Origin of the sequence: Pseudomonas sp. FeS53a (assembly GCF_000931385.1) — a bacterium.
Classification (GTDB): Bacteria; Pseudomonadota; Gammaproteobacteria; order Pseudomonadales; family Pseudomonadaceae; genus Metapseudomonas; species Metapseudomonas otitidis.
The window spans coordinates 1-19,553 of the sequence record NZ_JYFT01000017.1; the positions used below are offsets into that span (position 1 = coordinate 1).

At 64.0% G+C, this 19,553-nt stretch carries 21 protein-coding genes; 7 read left to right on the plus strand and 14 right to left on the minus strand.

The window, feature by feature from the left end; all coding sequences use genetic code 11:
* Positions 1-274: hypothetical protein (locus tag SZ55_RS28620; protein ID WP_236692398.1), on the plus strand; the 274-nt coding region annotated here is incomplete at its 5' end.
* A gap of 80 nt (positions 275-354) precedes the next feature.
* Here SZ55_RS28620 and msrQ read toward each other — a convergent pair.
* From msrQ to ilvC, 4 genes are all read right to left on the minus strand, one after another.
* Complete coding sequence (msrQ, locus tag SZ55_RS06670; RefSeq protein WP_044403281.1) at positions 355-981, minus strand: protein-methionine-sulfoxide reductase heme-binding subunit MsrQ; 627 nt, start codon at positions 979-981, stop codon at positions 355-357.
* A complete protein-coding gene (gene msrP, locus SZ55_RS06675) occupies positions 981-1,985 on the minus strand; it encodes a protein-methionine-sulfoxide reductase catalytic subunit MsrP (protein ID WP_044403283.1) in 1,005 nt (334 codons plus the stop codon). The genes msrQ and msrP overlap by 1 nt, the downstream gene beginning before the upstream one ends.
* 62 nt (positions 1,986-2,047) lie before the next feature.
* Positions 2,048-2,863, minus strand: coding sequence for a CDP-diacylglycerol--serine O-phosphatidyltransferase (pssA, locus tag SZ55_RS06680; protein WP_044403286.1), 816 nt, complete (start codon positions 2,861-2,863; stop codon positions 2,048-2,050).
* Positions 2,864-3,010: 147 nt separating this feature from the next.
* Complete coding sequence (ilvC, locus tag SZ55_RS06685) at positions 3,011-4,027, minus strand: ketol-acid reductoisomerase (RefSeq protein ID WP_044403288.1); 1,017 nt, start codon at positions 4,025-4,027, stop codon at positions 3,011-3,013.
* Between the two features lie 123 nt (positions 4,028-4,150).
* Here ilvC and ilvY point away from each other — a divergent pair, with 123 nt between their 5' ends.
* Positions 4,151-5,032: an HTH-type transcriptional activator IlvY gene (gene ilvY, locus SZ55_RS06690; RefSeq protein WP_044403290.1), complete on the plus strand. Its 882-nt coding sequence runs from the start codon at positions 4,151-4,153 to the stop codon at positions 5,030-5,032.
* Between the two features lie 52 nt (positions 5,033-5,084).
* On the opposite strand, the gene ilvN is transcribed toward ilvY, so the two are convergent.
* Both ilvN and SZ55_RS06700 read right to left on the minus strand, forming a co-directional pair.
* Positions 5,085-5,576, minus strand: a complete 492-nt coding sequence (gene ilvN / locus SZ55_RS06695; protein ID WP_044403291.1) for an acetolactate synthase small subunit — start codon at positions 5,574-5,576, stop codon at positions 5,085-5,087.
* Positions 5,577-5,578: 2 nt separating this feature from the next.
* Positions 5,579-7,303, minus strand: a complete 1,725-nt coding sequence (locus tag SZ55_RS06700; RefSeq protein WP_044403294.1) for an acetolactate synthase 3 large subunit — start codon at positions 7,301-7,303, stop codon at positions 5,579-5,581.
* 408 nt (positions 7,304-7,711) lie between these two features.
* On the opposite strand from SZ55_RS06700, the gene SZ55_RS06705 reads away from it, so the two are divergent.
* A complete protein-coding gene (locus SZ55_RS06705; RefSeq protein WP_044403296.1) occupies positions 7,712-8,191 on the plus strand; it encodes a DUF4124 domain-containing protein in 480 nt (159 codons plus the stop codon).
* A gap of 17 nt (positions 8,192-8,208) precedes the next feature.
* Here SZ55_RS06705 and SZ55_RS06710 read toward each other — a convergent pair whose 3' ends face one another.
* The 3 genes from SZ55_RS06710 to mrcB are packed head-to-tail and all read right to left on the minus strand — an operon-like array spanning position 8,209 to position 11,628.
* On the minus strand, positions 8,209-8,538 hold the full coding sequence (locus SZ55_RS06710; RefSeq protein WP_044403298.1) for a YqcC family protein: 330 nt from the start codon (positions 8,536-8,538) through the stop codon (positions 8,209-8,211).
* The gene (locus SZ55_RS06715; protein ID WP_082078160.1) at positions 8,538-9,293 is read right to left on the minus strand and encodes a tetratricopeptide repeat protein; all 756 of its coding nucleotides are present in this window, start codon (positions 9,291-9,293) and stop codon (positions 8,538-8,540) included. The genes SZ55_RS06710 and SZ55_RS06715 overlap by 1 nt, the downstream gene beginning before the upstream one ends.
* 16 nt (positions 9,294-9,309) lie before the next feature.
* On the minus strand, positions 9,310-11,628 hold the full coding sequence (gene mrcB, locus SZ55_RS06720; protein ID WP_107330811.1) for a penicillin-binding protein 1B: 2,319 nt from the start codon (positions 11,626-11,628) through the stop codon (positions 9,310-9,312).
* Between the two features lie 115 nt (positions 11,629-11,743).
* Here mrcB and SZ55_RS06725 point away from each other — a divergent pair, with 115 nt between their 5' ends.
* The 4 genes from SZ55_RS06725 to SZ55_RS06740 all read left to right on the plus strand — a co-directional run bounded on the left by SZ55_RS06725 (position 11,744) and on the right by SZ55_RS06740 (position 15,019).
* Entirely contained in the window at positions 11,744-13,303 is a 1,560-nt protein-coding gene (locus SZ55_RS06725; protein WP_044403303.1) for a bifunctional aminoglycoside phosphotransferase/ATP-binding protein, read from the plus strand.
* Positions 13,304-13,381: 78 nt separating this feature from the next.
* Positions 13,382-13,729, plus strand: a complete 348-nt coding sequence (locus tag SZ55_RS06730) for a pentapeptide repeat-containing protein (protein WP_044403305.1) — start codon at positions 13,382-13,384, stop codon at positions 13,727-13,729.
* Positions 13,730-13,842: 113 nt separating this feature from the next.
* Complete coding sequence (locus tag SZ55_RS06735; protein WP_044403307.1) at positions 13,843-14,115, plus strand: TfoX/Sxy family protein; 273 nt, start codon at positions 13,843-13,845, stop codon at positions 14,113-14,115.
* Positions 14,116-14,218: 103 nt separating this feature from the next.
* Positions 14,219-15,019 (plus strand): Crp/Fnr family transcriptional regulator, encoded by an 801-nt coding sequence (locus tag SZ55_RS06740; protein WP_044403309.1) that lies wholly within the window; start codon positions 14,219-14,221, stop codon positions 15,017-15,019.
* 292 nt (positions 15,020-15,311) lie between these two features.
* On the opposite strand, the gene deoD is transcribed toward SZ55_RS06740, so the two are convergent.
* Genes deoD through SZ55_RS06765 form a run of 5 tightly spaced genes read right to left on the minus strand, consistent with a single transcriptional unit; the run spans position 15,312 to position 19,523 of the window.
* Positions 15,312-16,019 carry a purine-nucleoside phosphorylase gene (gene deoD, locus SZ55_RS06745; RefSeq protein WP_044403310.1) on the minus strand — a complete coding sequence of 236 codons (708 nt, stop codon included), beginning with the start codon at positions 16,017-16,019 and terminating at the stop codon, positions 15,312-15,314.
* A 39-nt stretch (positions 16,020-16,058) separates the two neighbouring features.
* Positions 16,059-16,838: a deoxyribose-phosphate aldolase gene (gene deoC, locus SZ55_RS06750; protein ID WP_044403311.1), complete on the minus strand. Its 780-nt coding sequence runs from the start codon at positions 16,836-16,838 to the stop codon at positions 16,059-16,061.
* A gap of 30 nt (positions 16,839-16,868) precedes the next feature.
* Complete coding sequence (locus tag SZ55_RS06755) at positions 16,869-17,753, minus strand: ChaN family lipoprotein (RefSeq protein WP_044403313.1); 885 nt, start codon at positions 17,751-17,753, stop codon at positions 16,869-16,871.
* A gap of 19 nt (positions 17,754-17,772) precedes the next feature.
* Positions 17,773-18,540: a heme ABC transporter ATP-binding protein gene (locus SZ55_RS06760; RefSeq protein WP_044403315.1), complete on the minus strand. Its 768-nt coding sequence runs from the start codon at positions 18,538-18,540 to the stop codon at positions 17,773-17,775.
* Entirely contained in the window at positions 18,540-19,523 is a 984-nt protein-coding gene (locus SZ55_RS06765) for a FecCD family ABC transporter permease (protein ID WP_162484933.1), read from the minus strand. The genes SZ55_RS06760 and SZ55_RS06765 overlap by 1 nt, the downstream gene beginning before the upstream one ends.
* Positions 19,524-19,553: the final 30 nt, after the last annotated feature.

Here is a 19,553-nt window from a genome sequence, read left to right on the forward strand (position 1 = left end):
TTTTAAAGAGCGTTTCGATCAAGTCTTTCGCCTCAACCGAGGCCGCGCATTCTACAGCAGCCTTTCTTTCTGTCAAGCTGTTTTTCGAAGAATTTTTTCTTTCTACTCAACAACTTGCGCATCCGTCGAAACACTCTTCAACATCAGCGGGAGGCGAATCATACAGCATTCAAGCTCGCTGTCAACACCCCTCTTCAGCAATCAACCTGGCTGGCAGATCAATCACCGCGAATCCGCAACCACTCCGGAACCGCACCCCACCTCAGACACTTAACTCATTGATTTTAAAGGAGTTTTCGCTGTCCGCCGTGGGAGTGGTGCGCATTATAGAGACCTCAGCCACGGCGTCAACACCTATTTTGAAATATTTCCATCAACTCTCAGCGCGCCCCGGAAGATCCTTGGCAGAAGCTTCGCAACACCAGGTAGCCGCAACCCCATAAGCACAGCACCCAACACCGCATACGCTGCCCATTCGGTCATGTCAGCCCTCACGACCCAGAGCATATGGAGCAGGCCAAGCCCCAGGATTCCATAGACGCTCCGGTGAATCAGCTTCCAGCGCCTCCCAAGCCGCCGGATGCTGTAGCGGTTGGACGTCAGCGACAGAATCAGAAGCCCTGCAAAGGCTACTGCCCCCACGAAGATATAGGGGCGCTTCCCCAGATCGCTCGCCAACTGCTGCAGATCGAGCCCGAGCAGAAAGATGGCATAAGCCGTTATGTGTAGGCATAGATAGAAGAAGGACCACAAACCAAGCTGGCGTCTGACTGCAATCCATCCACCCCACCCGGTCATCTTCTGCAGAGGGGTCATGCTGAGAGTGATCAGCAACAGCCAGAGAACACCCAAGCCCAACCTGTCGACGAGCGCCTTTCCCGGATCAGGCCCCAGGGCGAAGATCCACGCCTGATATAGCCATAACACCGGAGGCACCAGAGCGCCGAGGAAGACAACGAACCTCCATTGCCAATAACGCATCAGTAGTTCTTCCGCAGATCGAGCCCGGCGTAGAGGCCAGCGACCTCCTCATAGCCATTGAAAAGCCGTGTCGGAATCACATTGGGATTGAACAGGCCACTCGGCAGGCGCCGCTCATGCGCCTGGCTCCAGCGGGGATGGTCTACATCCGGGTTCACATTCGAATAGAAGCCGTACTCGTTCGGCGCGATCAGCTGCCAAGTCGTCGAAGGCTGCTCCTCCGTCAGACTGATGCGGACGATGGACTTGATGCTCTTGAAGCCATACTTCCAAGGCACCACCAGACGCAACGGCGCTCCATTCTGGTTGGGCAGCACTCGCCCATACATACCAACAGCCATCAAGGTAAGCGGATGCATCGCTTCGTCGATGCGCAAGCCCTCAACGTATGGCCAGTCGATAAGGGACAACCCCGAACGCACACCCGCCATTTGCTCCGGCTCGACTCGTGCCTCGAAACGGACGAAGCGTGCCTTGGAAGTGGGCTCGACCCGTTTCAACAGCTCCGCCAACGGAAAGCCAAGCCAGGGAATGACCATGGACCACCCTTCTACACAGCGGAGCCGGTAGATGCGCTCCTCCAACTGATGGGGATTGACCAGGTCCTCCAGACCGAAGCTGCCCGGTTTTCCGACTTCGCCATCCACCTTGACTGTCCATGGCTCGACAGCAAGCGCGCCTGCATAGCGGGCAGGATCACCTTTGTTGGTGCCGAACTCGTAGAAGTTGTTGTAGTGGGTAGCGTCGGCGAACGGGGTAATAGGCTCATTGCCCGGCACGCTTGCCCGCCAACGAGCAGCCGACAACTTCTCCTCTAACCAGGCGGGAGTCGGCGCAGGCTCTACATCGGGATAGTCACCTGGCCCGTCTGCGCGCACAGGCAAGCCAGCAAGTGCAGCGGCAGCCCCCACACCTGCCATGAAGGTGCGACGGGACAGATAGATGGATTCAGGAGCGACCTCGCTTTCGCGAGCGATAGAGGGAGGTGAAACCTTGATAAGCATCGGGGACTCCGCAGTACGGCTTCGGTTTGGCCAGTAGACTGCGGAGCCGCGGGAAAATTACATCACTCGACGTGTTGGCGGCGGCGCATCTGGAGCAAGTATTGCACCGGACCGGAAGCAGCGTAGGCCAGGAAGATCAACAGCAGGATACGCGGCGGATCACTGAAGACCACGGCAAAGGCCAACACCACCACGAGGATCGCCACGAAAGGTACGCGCCCTTTCAGATCCAGGTCCTTGAAGCTGTAGTACTTGATATTGCTGACCATCAGCATGCCCGCAGCCGCCACCAGCATGGCGACGATGAAGGACATGTTGGAGCCCTTGATACCGAAGTCACTGAACGCCCACACCGTGCCGGCCACGACCCCCGCCGCCGCCGGACTGGCGAGGCCGATGAAGTAGCGCTTGTCGGTCTTGCCGATCTGGGTATTAAAACGGGCCAGGCGGAGCGCAGCTCCGGCGACATATATGAAGGCAACGGTAAGTCCGACGCTGTTGAGGCCACTCAAGGCCCACTCGAACGCCAGCAATGCCGGAGCCACACCGAAGGCCACCATGTCCGACAACGAGTCGTACTCGGCACCGAAAGCACTTTGCGTGTTGGTCAGGCGAGCCACTCTCCCATCCAGGCTATCGAGGACCATCGCCACGAAAATGGTCGCCGCTGCAACGGAGAAATTACCGCTCATGGCATTGATGATGGCGTAGAAGCCGGCGAACAGGTTGGCCGTGGTGAACAGGTTGGGAAGCAGGTAGATACCGCGATGGCGAACCTTGCGCCCCTGATCGTCGTGCCCTTCCTCGACATGCTCGTCGATGGGCAGGAGGCTTTCAGGTTCTGGAGCCTTGCCGGGCTCTTCGGGACGGTCACTCATGAACAACATCCTTGCAGATATGCAGATGAATTTAGCCGGGCCGAAGGCAGAAACTACCGGGCCCAGCGATGTCGCTTTATACCAGATGCGGGCGCCCCAATGAAAAAACGCGGCCAAGGCCGCGTTTCTTCATGCATGGACCAGAACTCAGTTCTTGGCCTTGTCGACGATCTTGTTGGAGGCGATCCACGGCATCATTGCGCGCAGACGCTCGCCAACCTGCTCGATGGGGTGAGCAGCGTTGTTACGGCGGTAGGCCGTCATGGAGGCGTAGTTGGATGCGCCTTCCTGGATGAACATCTTCGCGTATTCGCCGTTCTGGATACGCTTCAGAGCGTTGCGCATGGCCGCACGGGATTCGGCGTTGATGACCTCCGGACCGGTCACGTACTCACCGTATTCGGCGTTGTTGGAGATCGAGTAGTTCATGTTGGCGATACCGCCTTCGTACATGAGGTCAACGATCAGCTTCAGCTCGTGCAGGCACTCGAAATAGGCCATCTCGGGGGCATAGCCCGCTTCGACGAGGGTTTCGAAGCCGGCCTTGACCAGCTCGACGCAGCCACCGCACAGAACGGCCTGCTCACCGAACAGGTCGGTTTCGGTTTCGTCCTTGAAGGTGGTTTCGATGATGCCGGTGCGGCCGCCGCCCACGCCACAGGCGTAGGACAGGGCAACGTTCTTGGCATTGCCGGAAGCGTCCTGGTAGATGGCGATCAGGTCAGGGATACCACCGCCCTTCACGAATTCGGAGCGCACGGTGTGACCCGGAGCTTTCGGCGCGATCATGATCACGTCGAGGTCGGCACGCGGTACGACTTGGTTGTAGTGGATGGCGAAGCCGTGGGAGAAGGCCAGGGTGGCGCCTTTCTTGATGTTCGGCTCGATCTCGTTCTTGTACAGCTGGCCCTGGAATTCGTCCGGGGTCAGGATCATCACCAGGTCGGCCGCAGCAACAGCGCTGGCAACGTCGGTGACCTTCAGGCCATGGGCTTCGGCCTTGGCGACGGTGGCGGAACCCTTGCGCAGGCCGATGGTGACGTCGACGCCGGAGTCTTTCAGGTTGCAAGCCTGGGCATGGCCCTGGGAGCCGTAACCGATGATGGCGACTTTCTTGCCCTGAATGATGGAGAGATCGCAATCTTTGTCGTAATAAACTTTCATGTTTCTGGCTCTTATAACGAAAGGAATGGGGTGCGCACACCGCGACAAGGGCACATTAAGCGATCCGTCTCATTGCGTAAAATGATATATTCGCAACGCAACGTGCCGATAAATGAAATATACATGGACAGCCACGCTCTCAGGCTCTTTCTCTCCCTGGCAGACAACCTGCACTTTGGCAAGACCAGCCGGGAGCAGCATGTCAGCCCCTCAGCACTCAGCCGCAGCATCAAGCAGCTCGAAGAGGAACTGGGTGCCCCCCTGTTCGTGCGCGACAGCCGTTCGGTGCAGCTGACTCGCGAGGGCCAGCAGTTCCGCGAATACGCCAGCGAGGTCATGAGTGGCTGGCATGCCATCCGCCAACGTCTCATGCAGGACCAGCAGGACCTGCACGGCGAGCTGTCGTTGTATTGCTCGGTGACGGCGAGCTACAGCTTCCTCTACGACATCCTCAGCAGCTTCCGCCAGGACTACCCGCGCATCGAGATGAAGCTGCACACCGGCGACCCGGCAAAGGCCGTCGAACGGGTGCAACAGGGGCTGGAAGACCTCGCCATCGGCGCCCGGCCCGACAACCTGCCAGCCGGCATCGACTTCCAGTCGATCACCCGCTCCGAGTTGCGCTTCATCGGCCCGCAATCACCCCAATTGCTGACCGAGGAACAACTGCATCAGCCTACGGCGCAAAGCTGGAAGGACGTGCCGATGATTCTCTCGGAAGAGGGCCTCGCCCGGACCCGTACCGACCGCTGGCTGAAAAGTCATGGCATCAAGCCCAACATCTATGCTCAGGTCAGCGGCAACGAAGCCATCGTCAGCATGGTGAGCCTTGGGTTCGGGATTGGCGTGGTCCCGCAGATCGTCCTCGACAACAGCCCTTTGGCCGGACGCATACGCCTCTACGATATCCAACCGCCATTGGCCGCCTACGACATCGGCCTGTTCGCCCTGGAAAAGCGCCTGAAGGATCCGCTTATCGCCGCCTTCTGGAATCGCCGCCAATAAATCCAGGCAATAAAAAACCCCGCACAAGGCGGGGTTTTCCATTCAACAGCAATCAGATGCTCAGCACCTTGTCGCCGCGGGCAATGCCCGTCACGCCACTGCGCACGGTTTCGAGGATCGAACTGGTGCCGATCGCCTGGATGAAGCTATCGAGCTTGTCGCTGGTACCGGCGAGCTGGATCGTGTAGACGCTGCTGGTCACGTCGACGATCTGCCCACGGAAGATATCGGTGGTGCGCTTGACCTCGGCGCGCTGGGCGCCAGTGGCCTTCACCTTAACCAACATCAGCTCGCGCTCGATGTGCGCGCTCTCCGACAGGTCGACCAGCTTCACCACCTCGATCAGCTTGTTGAGGTTCTTGGTGATCTGCTCGATCACGTCGTCCTGGCCCACGGTCGTCAGGGTAAGACGAGACAGGGTCGGGTCTTCGGTCGGCGCTACGGTCAGGCTTTCGATGTTGTAGTTGCGCTGGGAGAACAGGCCGACGACGCGGGACAGGGCTCCGGGTTCGTTCTCAAGCAACAGGGAAATGATGTGTCGCATGGTCAGGTCCGCTCCGTCTTGCTCAGCCACATATCACGCATGGCGCCATCCCGGATCTGCATCGGATAGACGTGCTCGCTCGGATCCACCTGGATATCGAGGAACACCAGGCGATTCTTCAGTGCGAACGCCTCCTCCATCTTCGGTTTCAGGTCCTTGAGATCGGTGATACGCATGCCCACGTGGCCGTAGGCCTCGACCAGCTTGACGAAGTCCGGCAGCGATTCCATGTAGGAATGGGAATAGCGGCTGTTGTACTGCATGTCCTGCCATTGGCGGACCATGCCCAGCGCACCGTTGTTGAGGTTGACGATCTTCACCGGCAGGTCGTACTGCAGGCAGGTCGACAGCTCCTGGATGTTCATCTGGATGCTGCCCTCACCGGTCACGCACGCCACGTCGGCATCCGGGAAGTTCAGCTTCACGCCCATCGCAGCGGGGAAGCCGAAGCCCATGGTGCCGAGGCCACCGGAGTTGATCCAGCGGTTGGGCTTGTTGAAGCGGTAGTACTGGGCCGCGAACATCTGGTGCTGACCCACGTCGGATGCGACGTAGGCATCGCCCTTGGTGACTTCGCACAGCGTCTCGATGACGGTCTGCGGCTTGATGATGCTGCCGTCGCCCTTGTCATAGGGGAACAGGCCACGGTCACCACGCCACTCGTCGATCTGCTTCCACCAGCTGGCAACGGTCTCGCGGTTCGGCGTCTCGCCGATTTCCTTGAGGATCGCGACCATCTCGGTCAGCACGCTGTCGACCGGCCCCACGATCGGGATGTCGGCCTTGATGGTCTTGGAGATGGACGCCGGATCGATGTCGATGTGAATGATCTTGGCGTTCGGGCAGAACTTGCTCGCACCGTTGATCACGCGATCATCGAAACGGGCACCCACGGCCAGGATGACGTCCGCATGGTGCATCGCCAGGTTAGCGGTGTAGCTGCCGTGCATGCCGAGCATGCCGACGAACTGACGATCCATGCCCGGGAACGCGCCCAGCCCCATCAGGGTGTTGGTCACCGGCAGGTTGAGCATCTTGGCCAGCTCGGTCAGCGACTCGGATGCGCCGCCCATGATGACGCCGCCGCCCGAATAAAGGATCGGGCGCTTGGCAGCCAGCAGCAGCTCGGCAGCCTTGCGGATCTGCCCCGAGTGCCCCCGAACGGCCGGGCTGTAGGAGCGCAGCTTCACTTTCTTCGGGTAGCTGTACTCGAACTTCTGGGTCGGGTCGCCCATGTCCTTGGGAATGTCGACCACTACAGGTCCCGGACGACCCGACTGGGCGATGTAGAACGCCTTCTTGATCACCTCGGGGATTTCGGACGGGTGCTTGATGATGAAGCTGTGCTTCACGATCGGGCGGGAGATACCGACCATGTCGGTCTCCTGGAACGCGTCGGTACCCACCATGTTGCTTGGCACCTGGCCGGACAGGATCACCATCGGGATGGAGTCCATGTACGCGGTGGCGATGCCGGTAACGGCGTTGGTGGCACCGGGGCCGGAAGTCACCAGCACCACACCGGCCTTGCCGGTGGCACGGGCGTAACCGTCAGCCATATGAGTAGCAGCCTGCTCGTGACGGACCAGGATGTGGGTCACGTCGCTTTCCTTGAACAGGGCATCGTAGATATGCAGGAGGGCACCGCCCGGGTACCCGTAAATGTACTTAACGCCTTCGTCACGCAGGGAGCGGACGACCATTTCAGCGCCAGATAAGAGCTCCACGTTTATCACCTCTAGAACGCCAGAATACTGCCCGCGACCGGACAGCCTGAAAGGATTGCTCGTCTACAGGGCATGAGCGACTGGTGGTCGCCGACTACGTCAGCCACTGGCAGAACAAGCATTGGGGCGGCCCCTGAGAGTTGTTGCGGGGCTTTCCCACCCAGCGCGAGGTAACGCGTTGCAGGGTGATGCGGGTCGGCGCGGGTGTGCACCTCATCGACTGCTACAGCTTCCGACTTGCGGCCGGCCCACTGGAACAGCGAACCCTGGATTCTTCGGATTAGGGCCCCGCAAGTCAAGTCATCCCTAACGGAATATCGCGCGAAATGCTGTGACACACGCTGGATCACAGCCACGGGACTTTGGTTATAGTTACCGCCGGACTCCCCTTCTTATTAAGGAACCCCCATGCATCGCATGATTTTCGCAGGCCTGGTTCTCGCCCTCAGCACCTCGGCCATGGCCGGCCAGGTCTACAAGTGGGTCGATGCCCAGGGTGTCACGCATTTCGGCGCACAACCTCCGCAAGGCCAGGATTCGACCCAGGTCTCCACCGGCAAGGCCGAGCCCAAGGAGCCGAAGGCGAGCTTCGAGAACCCCTACCCGGTTCTCAACAAAGCCGAAGAGCCGGCCAAGGCGCCCACTCAGGCCAAGCCTGCCAGCGAGGACGAGCAAAAAGCCATCGACGAGAAAGTGAAGAAGGACGTCGCCAAGCAGGAAGCCGAGCGCAAAGAATACTGCACCCAGCTGCGCACCAACCTGGCACAGATGCAGAACAACCCGCGCCTGCGCGTGGAAGACAAGGGAGAGGTTCGCCGCCTGACTGAAGAAGAGCGTCAGTCCCGCCTCAAGGAAACACAGAAGGCCATCGCCGAGAACTGCCAGTAACGCACCGCCCGACCTGCTCAGCCGGCGCTGCCGATCAACCGATCGAAAGCGCCGAGCGCTTCGAGAAGCCCCCGCACGTTCCCTGCACGTTCCTGATAGGCCATCTCGGCCATGGGCAGGATGCCGGATACCCGAGGCAATTCGGCACCGGCCTCGAGGATCACCTTCATCCTCGGCAGGAAGATCCACTGCAGCCACTCTTCGAACGCCATCGTGTCGACGCAGAACGGCGCCTGGCTCGCCAGCGCCTCGGCACTGGGCGGCTGCTCCGCCCACCAGCCGAGCAAGCGGAGCTCACGCTCGATCAGCAGCAGCTGATCAGCCACCTCGGCCAGGCGCACGTCCATCAGGAGCTGACCCGAGCGCGCTGACGTGCCTGGGCAGCACCTGCCGGATCACCCTGACGCTCGCGAGACTTGGCCACCAGCTCCCAAAGGCCCGCCTGGAGGGAAGGACGCCCGTTGGACAGGCTCAGACCACGCCGTGCCAGCTGCTCGGCCTGGGCAGCGTCCCCCTGGGCGAGGCGGACCTCCGCCAGGCGGTAGAGCACCTGAGGCTCACGAGGAGCGATGCGCTGTGCACGTTCGAGACTGGACGCAGCACCGTTGAGATCACCGCCACCCTGTTGCTGCTGGGCAGTGGTCAGCAAGGCCAGCACCGGGCCATCCAGCTGCTCGTCGGCAGCCAGGCCACCACTGGAGGGGATGCCGCTCGGCATGGACGGCGCGCTCGGGGCGGAATAGGTGCTGCCGTAATTGGGGCTGGCGGCAGGTGCCGAAACGCCTGCTGCAGGGCCAGTGACGAGCGGCCCCGGAGTGATCGGGCCAGAGGTCACCGAACCACTGATGGGCGCACTCGGTGCCGGCATGGCCTGTGCGGACGAGCCGGAAGCGGCCCCCGGAACCATCACCACGACGCCCGCATCCTGCGGCTCATAGCGAGGCTGGGCAGCCTGCACGGGCGCACGGTAACCGCCCGCGCCCTCTTCCTGCTCGGACATCGGGCCACCGGAGTCGACGACAGGAATGGCATTGCGCTGAGGGGTGGCGCAACCACCGAGCATGAGTGCGACGGTAACCGCAGGAATCCAGCCTTTGTTCACATCAGGTCCTCTTGGTTCATTGCATCCAGCCGCGGACCCAGTCCATCACCGAGTCCACCGGCGCACCCGCTCCACAGGCCTGGCCAGGGGCGGGCTCACTGCCGCGAATATAAGGCATCTGCACCGCACCCGGGCAGCTCGAATCGGAGCCCTGGCCGGTACGCGGATCGATCCATGCCTGGACGACGTTCTCCGGCATGGGCATGTCGAGCGGCAGCGGATCGGCCTTGCGCATGAAGCTGGTCCACACCTGCAGCGCACCCGTGGCACCGGTCAGCGGCGTCTTGCCGTTGTCGTCGCGGCCAAGCCACACCACTGCCAGCAGGTCCTGGCTGAAACCGGCGAACCAGCTGTCACGCGAATCGTTGGTGGTGCCGGTCTTGCCCGCCAGGGTCAGGGACGCCGGCAACTGGCTGTAGACGGAGCGCCCCGTACCTTCGCGCATCACACGCTGCATGGCGTTCTGCACCAGGTAGATGGCACCCGGATCGAAGCGTTGCTGAATCTGGAAGGGGTAGCGCTTGAGCGGTTCACCCTCCGCCGTCAGCACACTGCGAATGCCCCGCAGCGGGGTATTGAAACCGCCGCTGGCCAGGGTCTGGTACATCGTCGCCACTTCCATCGGACTGAGCGCACCAGCGCCCAGCAGCATGGACGGATACGCCGGCCACTCGCGGGACACGCCCAGGCGCTCCAGGGTCTTCAGGACATTCGGCACACCGATGTCCAGGCCGAGCTTGGCCGTGGAGAGGTTGTAGGAGTTGGCCAGCCCCTGGTAGAGGAAGATCGTGCCGTGGGCCTGGCGATCGTAGTTCTGCGGCGTCCAGACCTGGCCGTCCTGCCCCTTCACCGAGAAGGGCTCATCCTGCACCCAACTGGTCAGGGTGTACTGGCTGGGCCGCTCCAGCGCCGTCAGGTAGACAGCGGGCTTGATCAGCGAGCCGACCGGGCGCACCGCATCAATGGCCCGGTTGAAGCCTGCGAAGCGGGGCTGGCGGCTGCCGATCAGGGCCTGGATTTCGCCGGTCTCCGGATTGCTCACCACCATCGCGGACTCCACCTCGTCCACGCCCTTGCGGCCTGCCAGGCGCTTGAGCGTCTCTTCCAGGGCCGTCTCGGCCTTGGACTGGAGGATGGGGTCGAAGCTGGTGAAGATGCGCAGCCCTTCCTCGGTCAGGTCCTCGTCTCGGTAGTCCTCCCGCAGCTGGCGCTTGACCAGATCGAGGAACGCCGGATAGGAGCTGTCGGCCATGCTGCCGCGCGGCGTCACGCCCAGGGGCTTGGCCTTCGCCGCTGCAGCCTCCTCGGCCGTGACCACGCCCTGCTCGGCGAGCAGGTCCAGCACCAGGTTCCGGCGCTCAAGCGCGCGCTCGGGGTTGCGGCGCGGGTTGAACTGGGACGGACCCTTGACCATCCCCACCAGCAGCGCCACCTGATGCAGCTTGAGCTCGGAAAGCGGCTGGCTGAAGAAATACTGGCTGGCGAGGCCGAAACCGTGTACCGCGCGCTGGCCGTCCTGACCGAGGAACACCTCGTTCAGGTAAGCCTCGAGGATCTCGCGCTTGTCGTAATGCATCTCCAGCAACACGGCCATCATCGCCTCAGTGGCCTTGCGGGTGATGCTGCGCTCGTTGGTCAGGTAGAAGTTCTTCACCAACTGCTGGGTCAGGGTGCTGCCGCCCTGACGCAACTGGCCGGCGGTGGCGTTGACCCAGATGGCCCGCGCGATGGACTTCAGCGAGACGCCCCAGTGGTTGAAGAACTCTCGGTCCTCCACCGCAACCAGCGTATCCACCAGGTAGGGCGGCGCCTGGTCCAGCTTGATGAGAATCCGGTCTTCGTGGTGGGCGGGATAGAGGCCGCCGATCAGCAGCGGCTCCAAGCGCGCGACCGCCAGGTTGGCACCGCTGCCCTGGCTGAGCCCTGCCACGTAGTCACCTGAGAAGCGCACCTTGATCAGCCGCGCAGGCTCAGCCCCCTCGTAGAACTGGAAGCCACGGGTGTTCAACTCCACCGTCGAGCCGGCCACCGAGGCCGAACCCGGCCCGTTGGAAGCGCTCTCCCGACGGTAGCCGAGGGCGTCGAGCTCCTTGAGGAAGTCGTCCTTGGCCAGCTTCAGCCCGACGAACAACTCAAGGGGCCGTGCATAGACCTTCGCCGGCACGGTCCAGCGCTTGCCGGAGAATTTTTCCTGGACGATGGCATCCAGATAGACGGCGAAGCCCGCCAGGACGACCAGGCCCACCAGGCTGAGCTTGAAAGCCCAGCCGAAGAGCCTGCGCAAGCCACTGGAACGGGGTTTCTTACGGGAGCGGGGGGATCGGGAACGAGTCATGGCGGCGCATTATACGCACTTTGCCCAGCGCCAGAAGGCGCCCCCTGACGGTTTGCAGAGTGGCGCACAGCACCCATAATGCCCGCCTCTGCACGTGCCAGAACAAGGAACGACCGTGAGCCAACAATTGATCCAAGCCCTTCAGGACCCGAGCCTCTACCCCCATCCGGTGGAAGCCTTCAGCGTCATCGAAACCCATATCTCCTGGGTGCTGCTCACCGGTCCCTACGTCTACAAGATCAAGAAGCCGGTGAATTTCGGCTTCCTCGACTTCACCCGTCTGGAAGACCGCCAGCACTTCTGCACCGAGGAAGTCCGCCTCAACCAGCGCCTGACCCATGACCTTTACCTGGATGTAGTGGCCATCACCGGCAGCGAGTCGGCCCCCCGCCTGGGAGGCGAAGGCCCGGTGATCGAGTACGCCATCCGCATGGCGCAGTTCCCGCAAAGCAACCTGCTGAGCGAGATCCAGTCCCGCGGTGAACTGAGCCCGGCCCACGTCGATGCCCTGGCCGAGCAGATCGCCCGGTTCCACCTCGAAGCCCCCCGCGTGGACGAGAAGCACCCGCTGGGCACGCCCGAAGCCGTGATGCAGCCGGTGCAGCAGAACTTCGACCAGATCCGCCCGATGCTCGAGGCCAAGGCCGACCTGCAGCAACTCGACGCCCTGGAAGCCTGGGCGCAGAGCAGCTTCGAGCGCCTCAAGCCGCTGCTGGCCGAGCGCAAGCGCGACGGTTTCATCCGTGAGTGCCACGGCGATATCCACCTGGGCAATGCCACCCTCATCAATGGCGAAGTGGTGCTGTTCGACTGCATCGAGTTCAACGAGCCCTTCCGCTTCACCGACGTCTATGCCGACATCGGTTTCCTGGCGATGGACCTCGAAGACCGTGGCCTCAAGTCGCTCTCCCGCCGCCTGGTCAGCCGCTACCTCGAGGAAACCGGCGACTACCGCGGCCTGGCCCTGCTCAACTTCTACAAGGCCTACCGCGCCCTGGTGCGCGCCAAGGTCGCCCTGTTCAGCCTCGCCCACCAGACCGATGCCGTGCAGCGCGCCGCCACCCTGCGCCAGTACCGCAACTACGCCAACCTGGCAGAGAGCTATAGCGCCATCCCGCTGCGCTTCCTCGCTATCACCCACGGCGTCTCTGCGGTCGGCAAGAGCCACGTCGCCCTGCGTCTGGTGGAAGCCCTGGGTGCCATCCGCCTGCGTTCGGACGTGGAGCGCAAGCGCCTGTTCGGCGAGCAGCCGGGGAAAGACGGCGAACTGAACAGCGGCATCTACAGCCCCGAATCCACCGAGGCCACCTACCAGCGCCTGCACGAGCTGGCCGAGCAGGTACTGAGCGCCGGCTTCCCGGTGGTGCTCGACGCCGCCTACCTCAAGCGCGCCCAGCGCCAGGGCGCTCGCGCCGTGGCCGAGAAGGCCGGCACCGCGTTCCTGATCCTCGACTGCCAGGCCCCGGACGCGGTCATTGGCGGCTGGCTGGAGCAGCGTCGCCAGCAGGGCACCGACCCGTCCGACGCCACCCTGGAGGTGGTACAGGCACAGCACGCCAGTCGCGAGGCCCTCGACAGCGAAGAGCAAGCCCACAGCACCCGCGTCGACACCCACCAGGCCAAGAGCCTGGACACCCTCGTCGAGCGCATCCGCCAGTTCCTGCCGGGGCTCTGAGCCCCTCCCAAGGTGCGGCAGGGAATTCCTGCCGCACCTTCTATACTCCCGGGGAACCCTCAACGGACGAGCCCCGCCATGACACTTCCCCATCAGCTCGACTCGCCTCTCTACCTCCTCCTCCGCAACGACGACATCGCGGGCTTCAACGCCCAGAAACCAGCCGACGGCACCGTCGACATGCGCGGCGGTGACTTCCGCGGCGTCGACCTGCGCGGCCTGGATGCCCGTGGCGTCGACTTCACCGACGCCTACTTCCGAGGTGCCGACCTGCGCGGCATCGACTTCCGCGAATCCCAGCTGCAGGGCGCCAGCATCGCTCACGCACAGATCTCGGGCGCCTACTTCCCCACCGAACTGGCGGCGGACGAGCTGCTCATGTCGGTGAATTTCGGCACCCGCCTGCGCTACAACACCCACCGCTGACCAACCGTCGAGCGGGTGATGTCATGCGGCCACGTCCGCCTGACCGCCCGCTACACTCTTGGGCGCGACACCGGGAAACCTGTCCTCTCGCGCACCCATTGCAAGGAGGCTCGATGAACGATGAATTGCAGAACCTGAAGAACCTGGGCAAGACCTCGGCGCAGTGGCTGCACGCGGTAGGCATCCATAACGCGTCCGACCTTCGCCGCCTGGGTGCCGTGGGCGCCTATCGGGCGGTAAAGGCCCGTGGCTTCCGCGCCTCCAAAGTGCTCCTCTACGCCATCGAAGGAGCCCTGCTGGACGTGCACTGGAACGAGCTGCCCCCGGGCCACAAGGCCCAGCTCAACGGAGAGCTCGAGTCTTTCCCGCAAAACAACAGGAGCTAGCTCACAACACCGGCGTTCGGTGATTTACGTTCGTACCGATGCGCCCTATTGTTTCAGGGACGTTCGTGCGTCCAAGTCCAGTCAGTCCAAGGAATTTACCGACATGTACCTACTCGGGGAGCAACCTGCTTACGCCGACCAGCTGATCAACCGACTGCAAAGCATTCCCAGCCAGCTGCTCGACGGGCTTGAACCTTCCGGCCCCCCGCTCTCCTTCGAGTCGGTCGAGGACCTGAACCGGGAGCTGCCCGGCAATCAGCTGTTCATCATCGAGAATGGCCTGCTGCACGCCCTGGTCGACGAACGTCCGCTGTTCTACCTCCAGGAGGGCGATCTGGTGGGCCTGCGCCAAGGCATCGAACTGCCCAGCTGCCGCTACCGCAGCGACGAGCCCGTCAGCCTCATCCCCTATTCCCGCAGCGCTGTGTTCAAGCACATCTATGCCGATGAGCAGCGCCAGGAACTCTTCATCCAGTACCTGATCGGTCACACCGCCCTGCTTTCGGATGCTCTGGCCCGACTGAAACAGCCGGAAATCCGCCCCTCCACCGGCTTCCAGCACTTCGCCGCCGGCGAAGAACTGATCCATCAGGGCGACGAGGCCGACCACGTCTTCATCATCATCGAAGGCCATGCCGAAGCCTTCGTCGACGGCCAGAAGGTCGGCGACGTGCAGAAGGACGAGATCTTCGGCGCCATGGCGGTGTTCACCCGCGAGAAGCGCAGCGCCACCGTCATCGCCAGCGAGCCCTGCACCGTGATGGTGATCCCCAAGGACCAGTTCCTCAGCCTGATGCAGAGCAACCCGCGCATCGCCCACAGCCTCATCGAGAGCATGGCCCGGCGCATCGACCTGCTGAACAAGGAAATCACCCAGCAGCGCCAGGCGAACCCGGAAGGCTGATCCACAGAGCCCTACAATAAGCCCGGCACATGCCGGGCTTTTTCATGGCTGATGACCGTTCATCCTGTTCTGACGAATTTTTTTACATCCTGCGCTTGACCACGAAATGAGAATTGTTATTATTACCACAACTGGTCGCGAGATCAGCCGGTAAGCTGAGAGACCAAGCAGTCGGACTCTTCAGATTATCTCCTCATCAGGCTAATCACGGTTATTGACCCGGCAGTTTGCCGGGTCTTTTTTTGCCTGCAGAAAACCGCTGGAAGCCTCGCCCCACCTGGGTTTACCGCCCTCAGACGATCACGCCTTCAAGCACCAGCCGGGTCATGTCGTGGAGCCCTTCCTGGCGCGCCTGAGCCCCGAGGCGCTCCCCCGTCAGCAGCTGGTCGCTCACTGTCAGCACGGCCAAGGCCTCACGCCCCAGTTCCGCGGCCACGCCATACAACCCCGCCGCCTCCATCTCCACGGCGAGGATGCCCATCCGGCTTATGGGCACCATCCAGTCGGCCGCCGGCTCGTAGAACAGGTCGGCGGAAAACACATTGCCCACGTGCACGGTCATTCCCATTTCATCGGCTCGATTCACGGCACGCGCCAGCAAGCGGTAATCCGCCAGCGCGGCGAAGTCGAAGCCGCCGAAGCGCTTGCGGTTGACGCCGGAATCGGTGGACGCGCCCTGAGCAATCACCAGGTCGTACAGGTGGACGTCCGGCTGCAAGGCCCCGCAACTGCCCACGCGGATGATTCGCTGCACGCCGAACTGGCTGAACAGCTCATGGGCGTAGAGCGAGATGGAGGGGATGCCCATGCCCGACCCCATCACCGAAACACGCTGCCCTCGGTAGCGGCCGGTATAGCCGAGCATGTTGCGCACCGCGTTCACCTCTAGCACGTCTTCCAGAAAGGTTTCGGCGATGGCCCGGGCCCGCAGCGGGTCACCGGGCATGAGCACGGTCTCGGCAAAGTCACCCGGCCGGGCGTTGATGTGGGGTGTGGTCATGACAGCCTCGCTCGGGAACGTTGGGAAGGTGGGAATGACTCAGTAGCCAGCGCCTGTTCCGGCTTCGCCCGCTTCACCCAGGCTCTTCAGCAACTCGGCCAGCAGGCCCGAGGCACCGAGCCGCAAATGCCCGGGCGTTACCCACTGCGCGCCGAGCGTCGCCCGTGCCAGCTCGATGTAGCAGCGCGCATCCGCCAGGGTCCGCAAGCCGCCGGCCGCCTTGAAGCCCACCATACCGCCGTGCTCGGCAATGACCCCGAGCATCAGCGATGCCGCCTCCGGCGTGGCGTTGACCGGCACCTTGCCGGTGCTGGTCTTGATGAACTGGGCACCCGCCGTGATCGCATCACGGCTGGCCTGGCGGATCAGCTCCGGCCGCGCCAGCGCCCCGGTCTCGAGAATCACCTTGAGCAACGCCCGATCCCCGCAGGCCTCCCGGCACGCCGCCACCAGATCGCGCCCCGGCTGGGCATCGCCCGCCAGCAATGCGGCATAGGGATAGACCAGGTCCACCTCGTCCGCCCCATCGGCCACGGCCGCCCGGGTTTCCTCCAGTGCTCGCCGTACATCGACGCCACCCTGGGGAAAGTTGGCCACGGTGGCCACGCGCACGGCTTCGGCACCCAGCGCATCAAGGCGCCGCCGGGCGAAGCCGATGAAGCGCGGGTAGATGCAGACGGCAGCCACCGCCCCAACGGGCGTCAGCGCACGGGCGCAAAGAGCCGCGATGGTCGCCTCGTCATCCGTGTCGTTGAGGGAGGTCAGGTCGAGCAGGCGGACCGCCAGGGTGGCCAGCTCAGGGTCGTTCAGTTCAGCCATACGGGCTCCGGGATCGCCAACAGGGTGGATTCAAGGGCGCGTGTGCATCTGCTTGCGCATCTCGGCGCAGTGGTCCATCGGGGTGACGGCAGCGGTGTACCAGACGAAATCCGCCTCGGCGGCATCAACGGCCTTGCCGGCCTCGGCGAGGATCACCACCCGCGCCTGGTCAGGCTCCAGCCCGAGGTCCGCCAGGTGCAGCGGCGCCCCAAGATCGCGCCGGGCATGGTAGCTGCCGGCCACCAGCAGCGCCGGCGCCGGGGCGGCCAGCAGGCGCTCGGCCATGCGCCGGTCCCGCTGCTGCTGCACCGCCACCATGGGTGGGAACTGGCTCTCCGGCAGCAACCCGCAATGAGACTGGCGCACCTGCTCCGTCAGCTTGGCCTGCACGGCCGGCGCCGTCGCAGCAGCGCCCTCGAGGCGCGGCGGCTGCCGGTAGATGGCAAGGATCTCATCACGATCCAGATTGGCCGCCAGTAGTGGATAGGGCTGGGCCACCCCATGGCGCACCAGCGGCCCGTAGAGCGACCAGTCCCATCCGCCTTCCCAATCCAGGGCCTTGGGCAGGTCCGCCACCGACTGACCGCGAACGGCATCGACCCTGGCCTGCTGCGACGGCGTGAGCATCTCCATCAGCAGGCTGCCCTGGGACCGACGCTGCTCCAGCGCCTGCAGCAGCCACAGCTCCAGGGCGTGGTGGTCCGGGTTGTCGTGCTGCTCACCCACCAGCACCCGGGGCACCGGCGCCAGGGCGTCCACCAGTTCGTCCGGGGAGAGGCGGCGCCCGTCACGCAGGTCGAGGATGACGCCCAGGTCCGGGTGCTGCCGCCCCTCCGGGCTCTGCCAGGCCGGCACGGGAGGGAGCGACTGGCAGGCCGCCAGCAGGAGAAAACCGCAGACCAGGATGAACCTCATGTCGACCTCGCAAGCATGCTCAGCGCGCAACGATCAGGGGATGCCCGCGCTCCGGGTGGCGCTGCACCAGCACCTCCAGCCCGAACACCGCCTCCAGCGTGTCGGCCCGAAGCACCTCCTCCGGGGTTCCCAGCACCTGGGGACGCCCTTCGGCCAGCAGCAACAGGCGATCACAGTAGCGCGCCGCCAGGTTGAGGTCATGCAGGATCACCAGCACCGCCACGCCGCGCCGGGCGAATGCCCGGGCCGCCTGCAGGGTGGTGTGCTGGTGCAGGGGGTCGAGCGCCGAGGTCGGCTCGTCCAGCAACAGCACCTGCCCCTCCCCGCCCGGCCAGAGCTGCGCCAGCACCCGGGCCAAGTGCACACGCTGGCGCTCACCGCCGGACAGGGCCAGGTAGCTGCGCCCCGCCAGGTGAGCGGCATCCACCGCGTGCAGGGTCTCGCCGACGATTTCCGCATCCCTCGCGCGGCCGGTGGCGTGGGGCAGGCGCCCCATGGCCACCACGTCCTCGACGGAGAAGGCAAAGCCCAGGCTGGAGCTCTGCGGCAATACCGCCAGTTGCCGAGCCCGCTCGGGGCCCTTCCAGCCAGCCAGCGGGCGGCCCGCCAGCAGCATTTGCCCGCTCGCCGGCGTCAGTTCGCCGCACAGCGCGCCAAGCAGGGTGCTCTTGCCTGCCCCGTTGGGGCCGAGCACACCCAGCACCTCGCCCGGCCGGACGGCCAGGTCAACTCCCTCCAGCACCACCGTATGGCCTCGCCGGATCGACAGCCCTTCGGCACGTAGCATCACGCGCGCCCTCGCAGCAGCAGGTAAAGGAAGAGCGGCGCCCCCACCAGGGCAGTGACAATGCCGATGGGCAGCTCCGCCGGCGACAGCACCAGTCGCGCGGCCAGGTCGGAGAACAGGATCAGGCTGGCCCCCGCCAGGGCAGAAGCCGGCAGCAGCACACGATGGTCCGGCCCGGCCAGCAGGCGCACCAGGTGCGGCACGACCAGCCCGATGAAGCCGATCAGCCCCGAGGCGGCCACGGCCGCACCGACGCCCAGCGCGGTGCAGAACACCAGCTCGCCCTTGAGGCGCTCCACATCGAACCCCAGGTGCCGCGCCTCCGACTCGCCCAGCAGCAACGCATTCAATGCGCTGGCCCGGCGCGGCAGCCAGGCGATCACCGCCAGCACCACCACCAACAGCGGCCACAAGCGTGCGTAGCTGGCGCCGTTCAGGCTGCCCAGGTTCCAGAAGGTCAGCGTGCGCAGGGTGGCGTCGTCGGCCAGGTAGGTGAACAGGCCGATGGTGGCGAAGGCCAGGGCGTTGAGGGCGATGCCGGCCAGCAGCATGGTCACCACGCTGGTCTGCCCGTCGCGCCGACCGAGGCGATAGACCAGAGCGGTAATCAGGAAACCGCCGGCGAACGCACTGATGGACAGCAGGTACGGCGCCAGAGCCTCCGGCAGACCGCCCAGCGCCGCGCCACCGACGATGGCCACGGCCGCGCCCAGCCCCGCGCCACTGGAGACGCCCACCAGGCCTGGGTCGGCCAGGGGGTTGCGGAACAGCCCCTGCATCGCCACCCCGGACACCGCCAGGACGGCCCCCACCGCCAGCCCCAGCAGGGTTCGCGGCAGGCGGATCTGCGCCAGGATCAGTTCGGCCTGCTCCAGCCCGTCACCGTCCAGCGGCACGCCCACCAGGCGCAGCAGCGCCCGCAGGGTCGCATCCAGCGGCAGGCTCACCGGCCCCAGGGCGAGGGACAGCCACAGCGCCACCAGCAGCAGCAGGGACAGGCCGATGAACAGCAG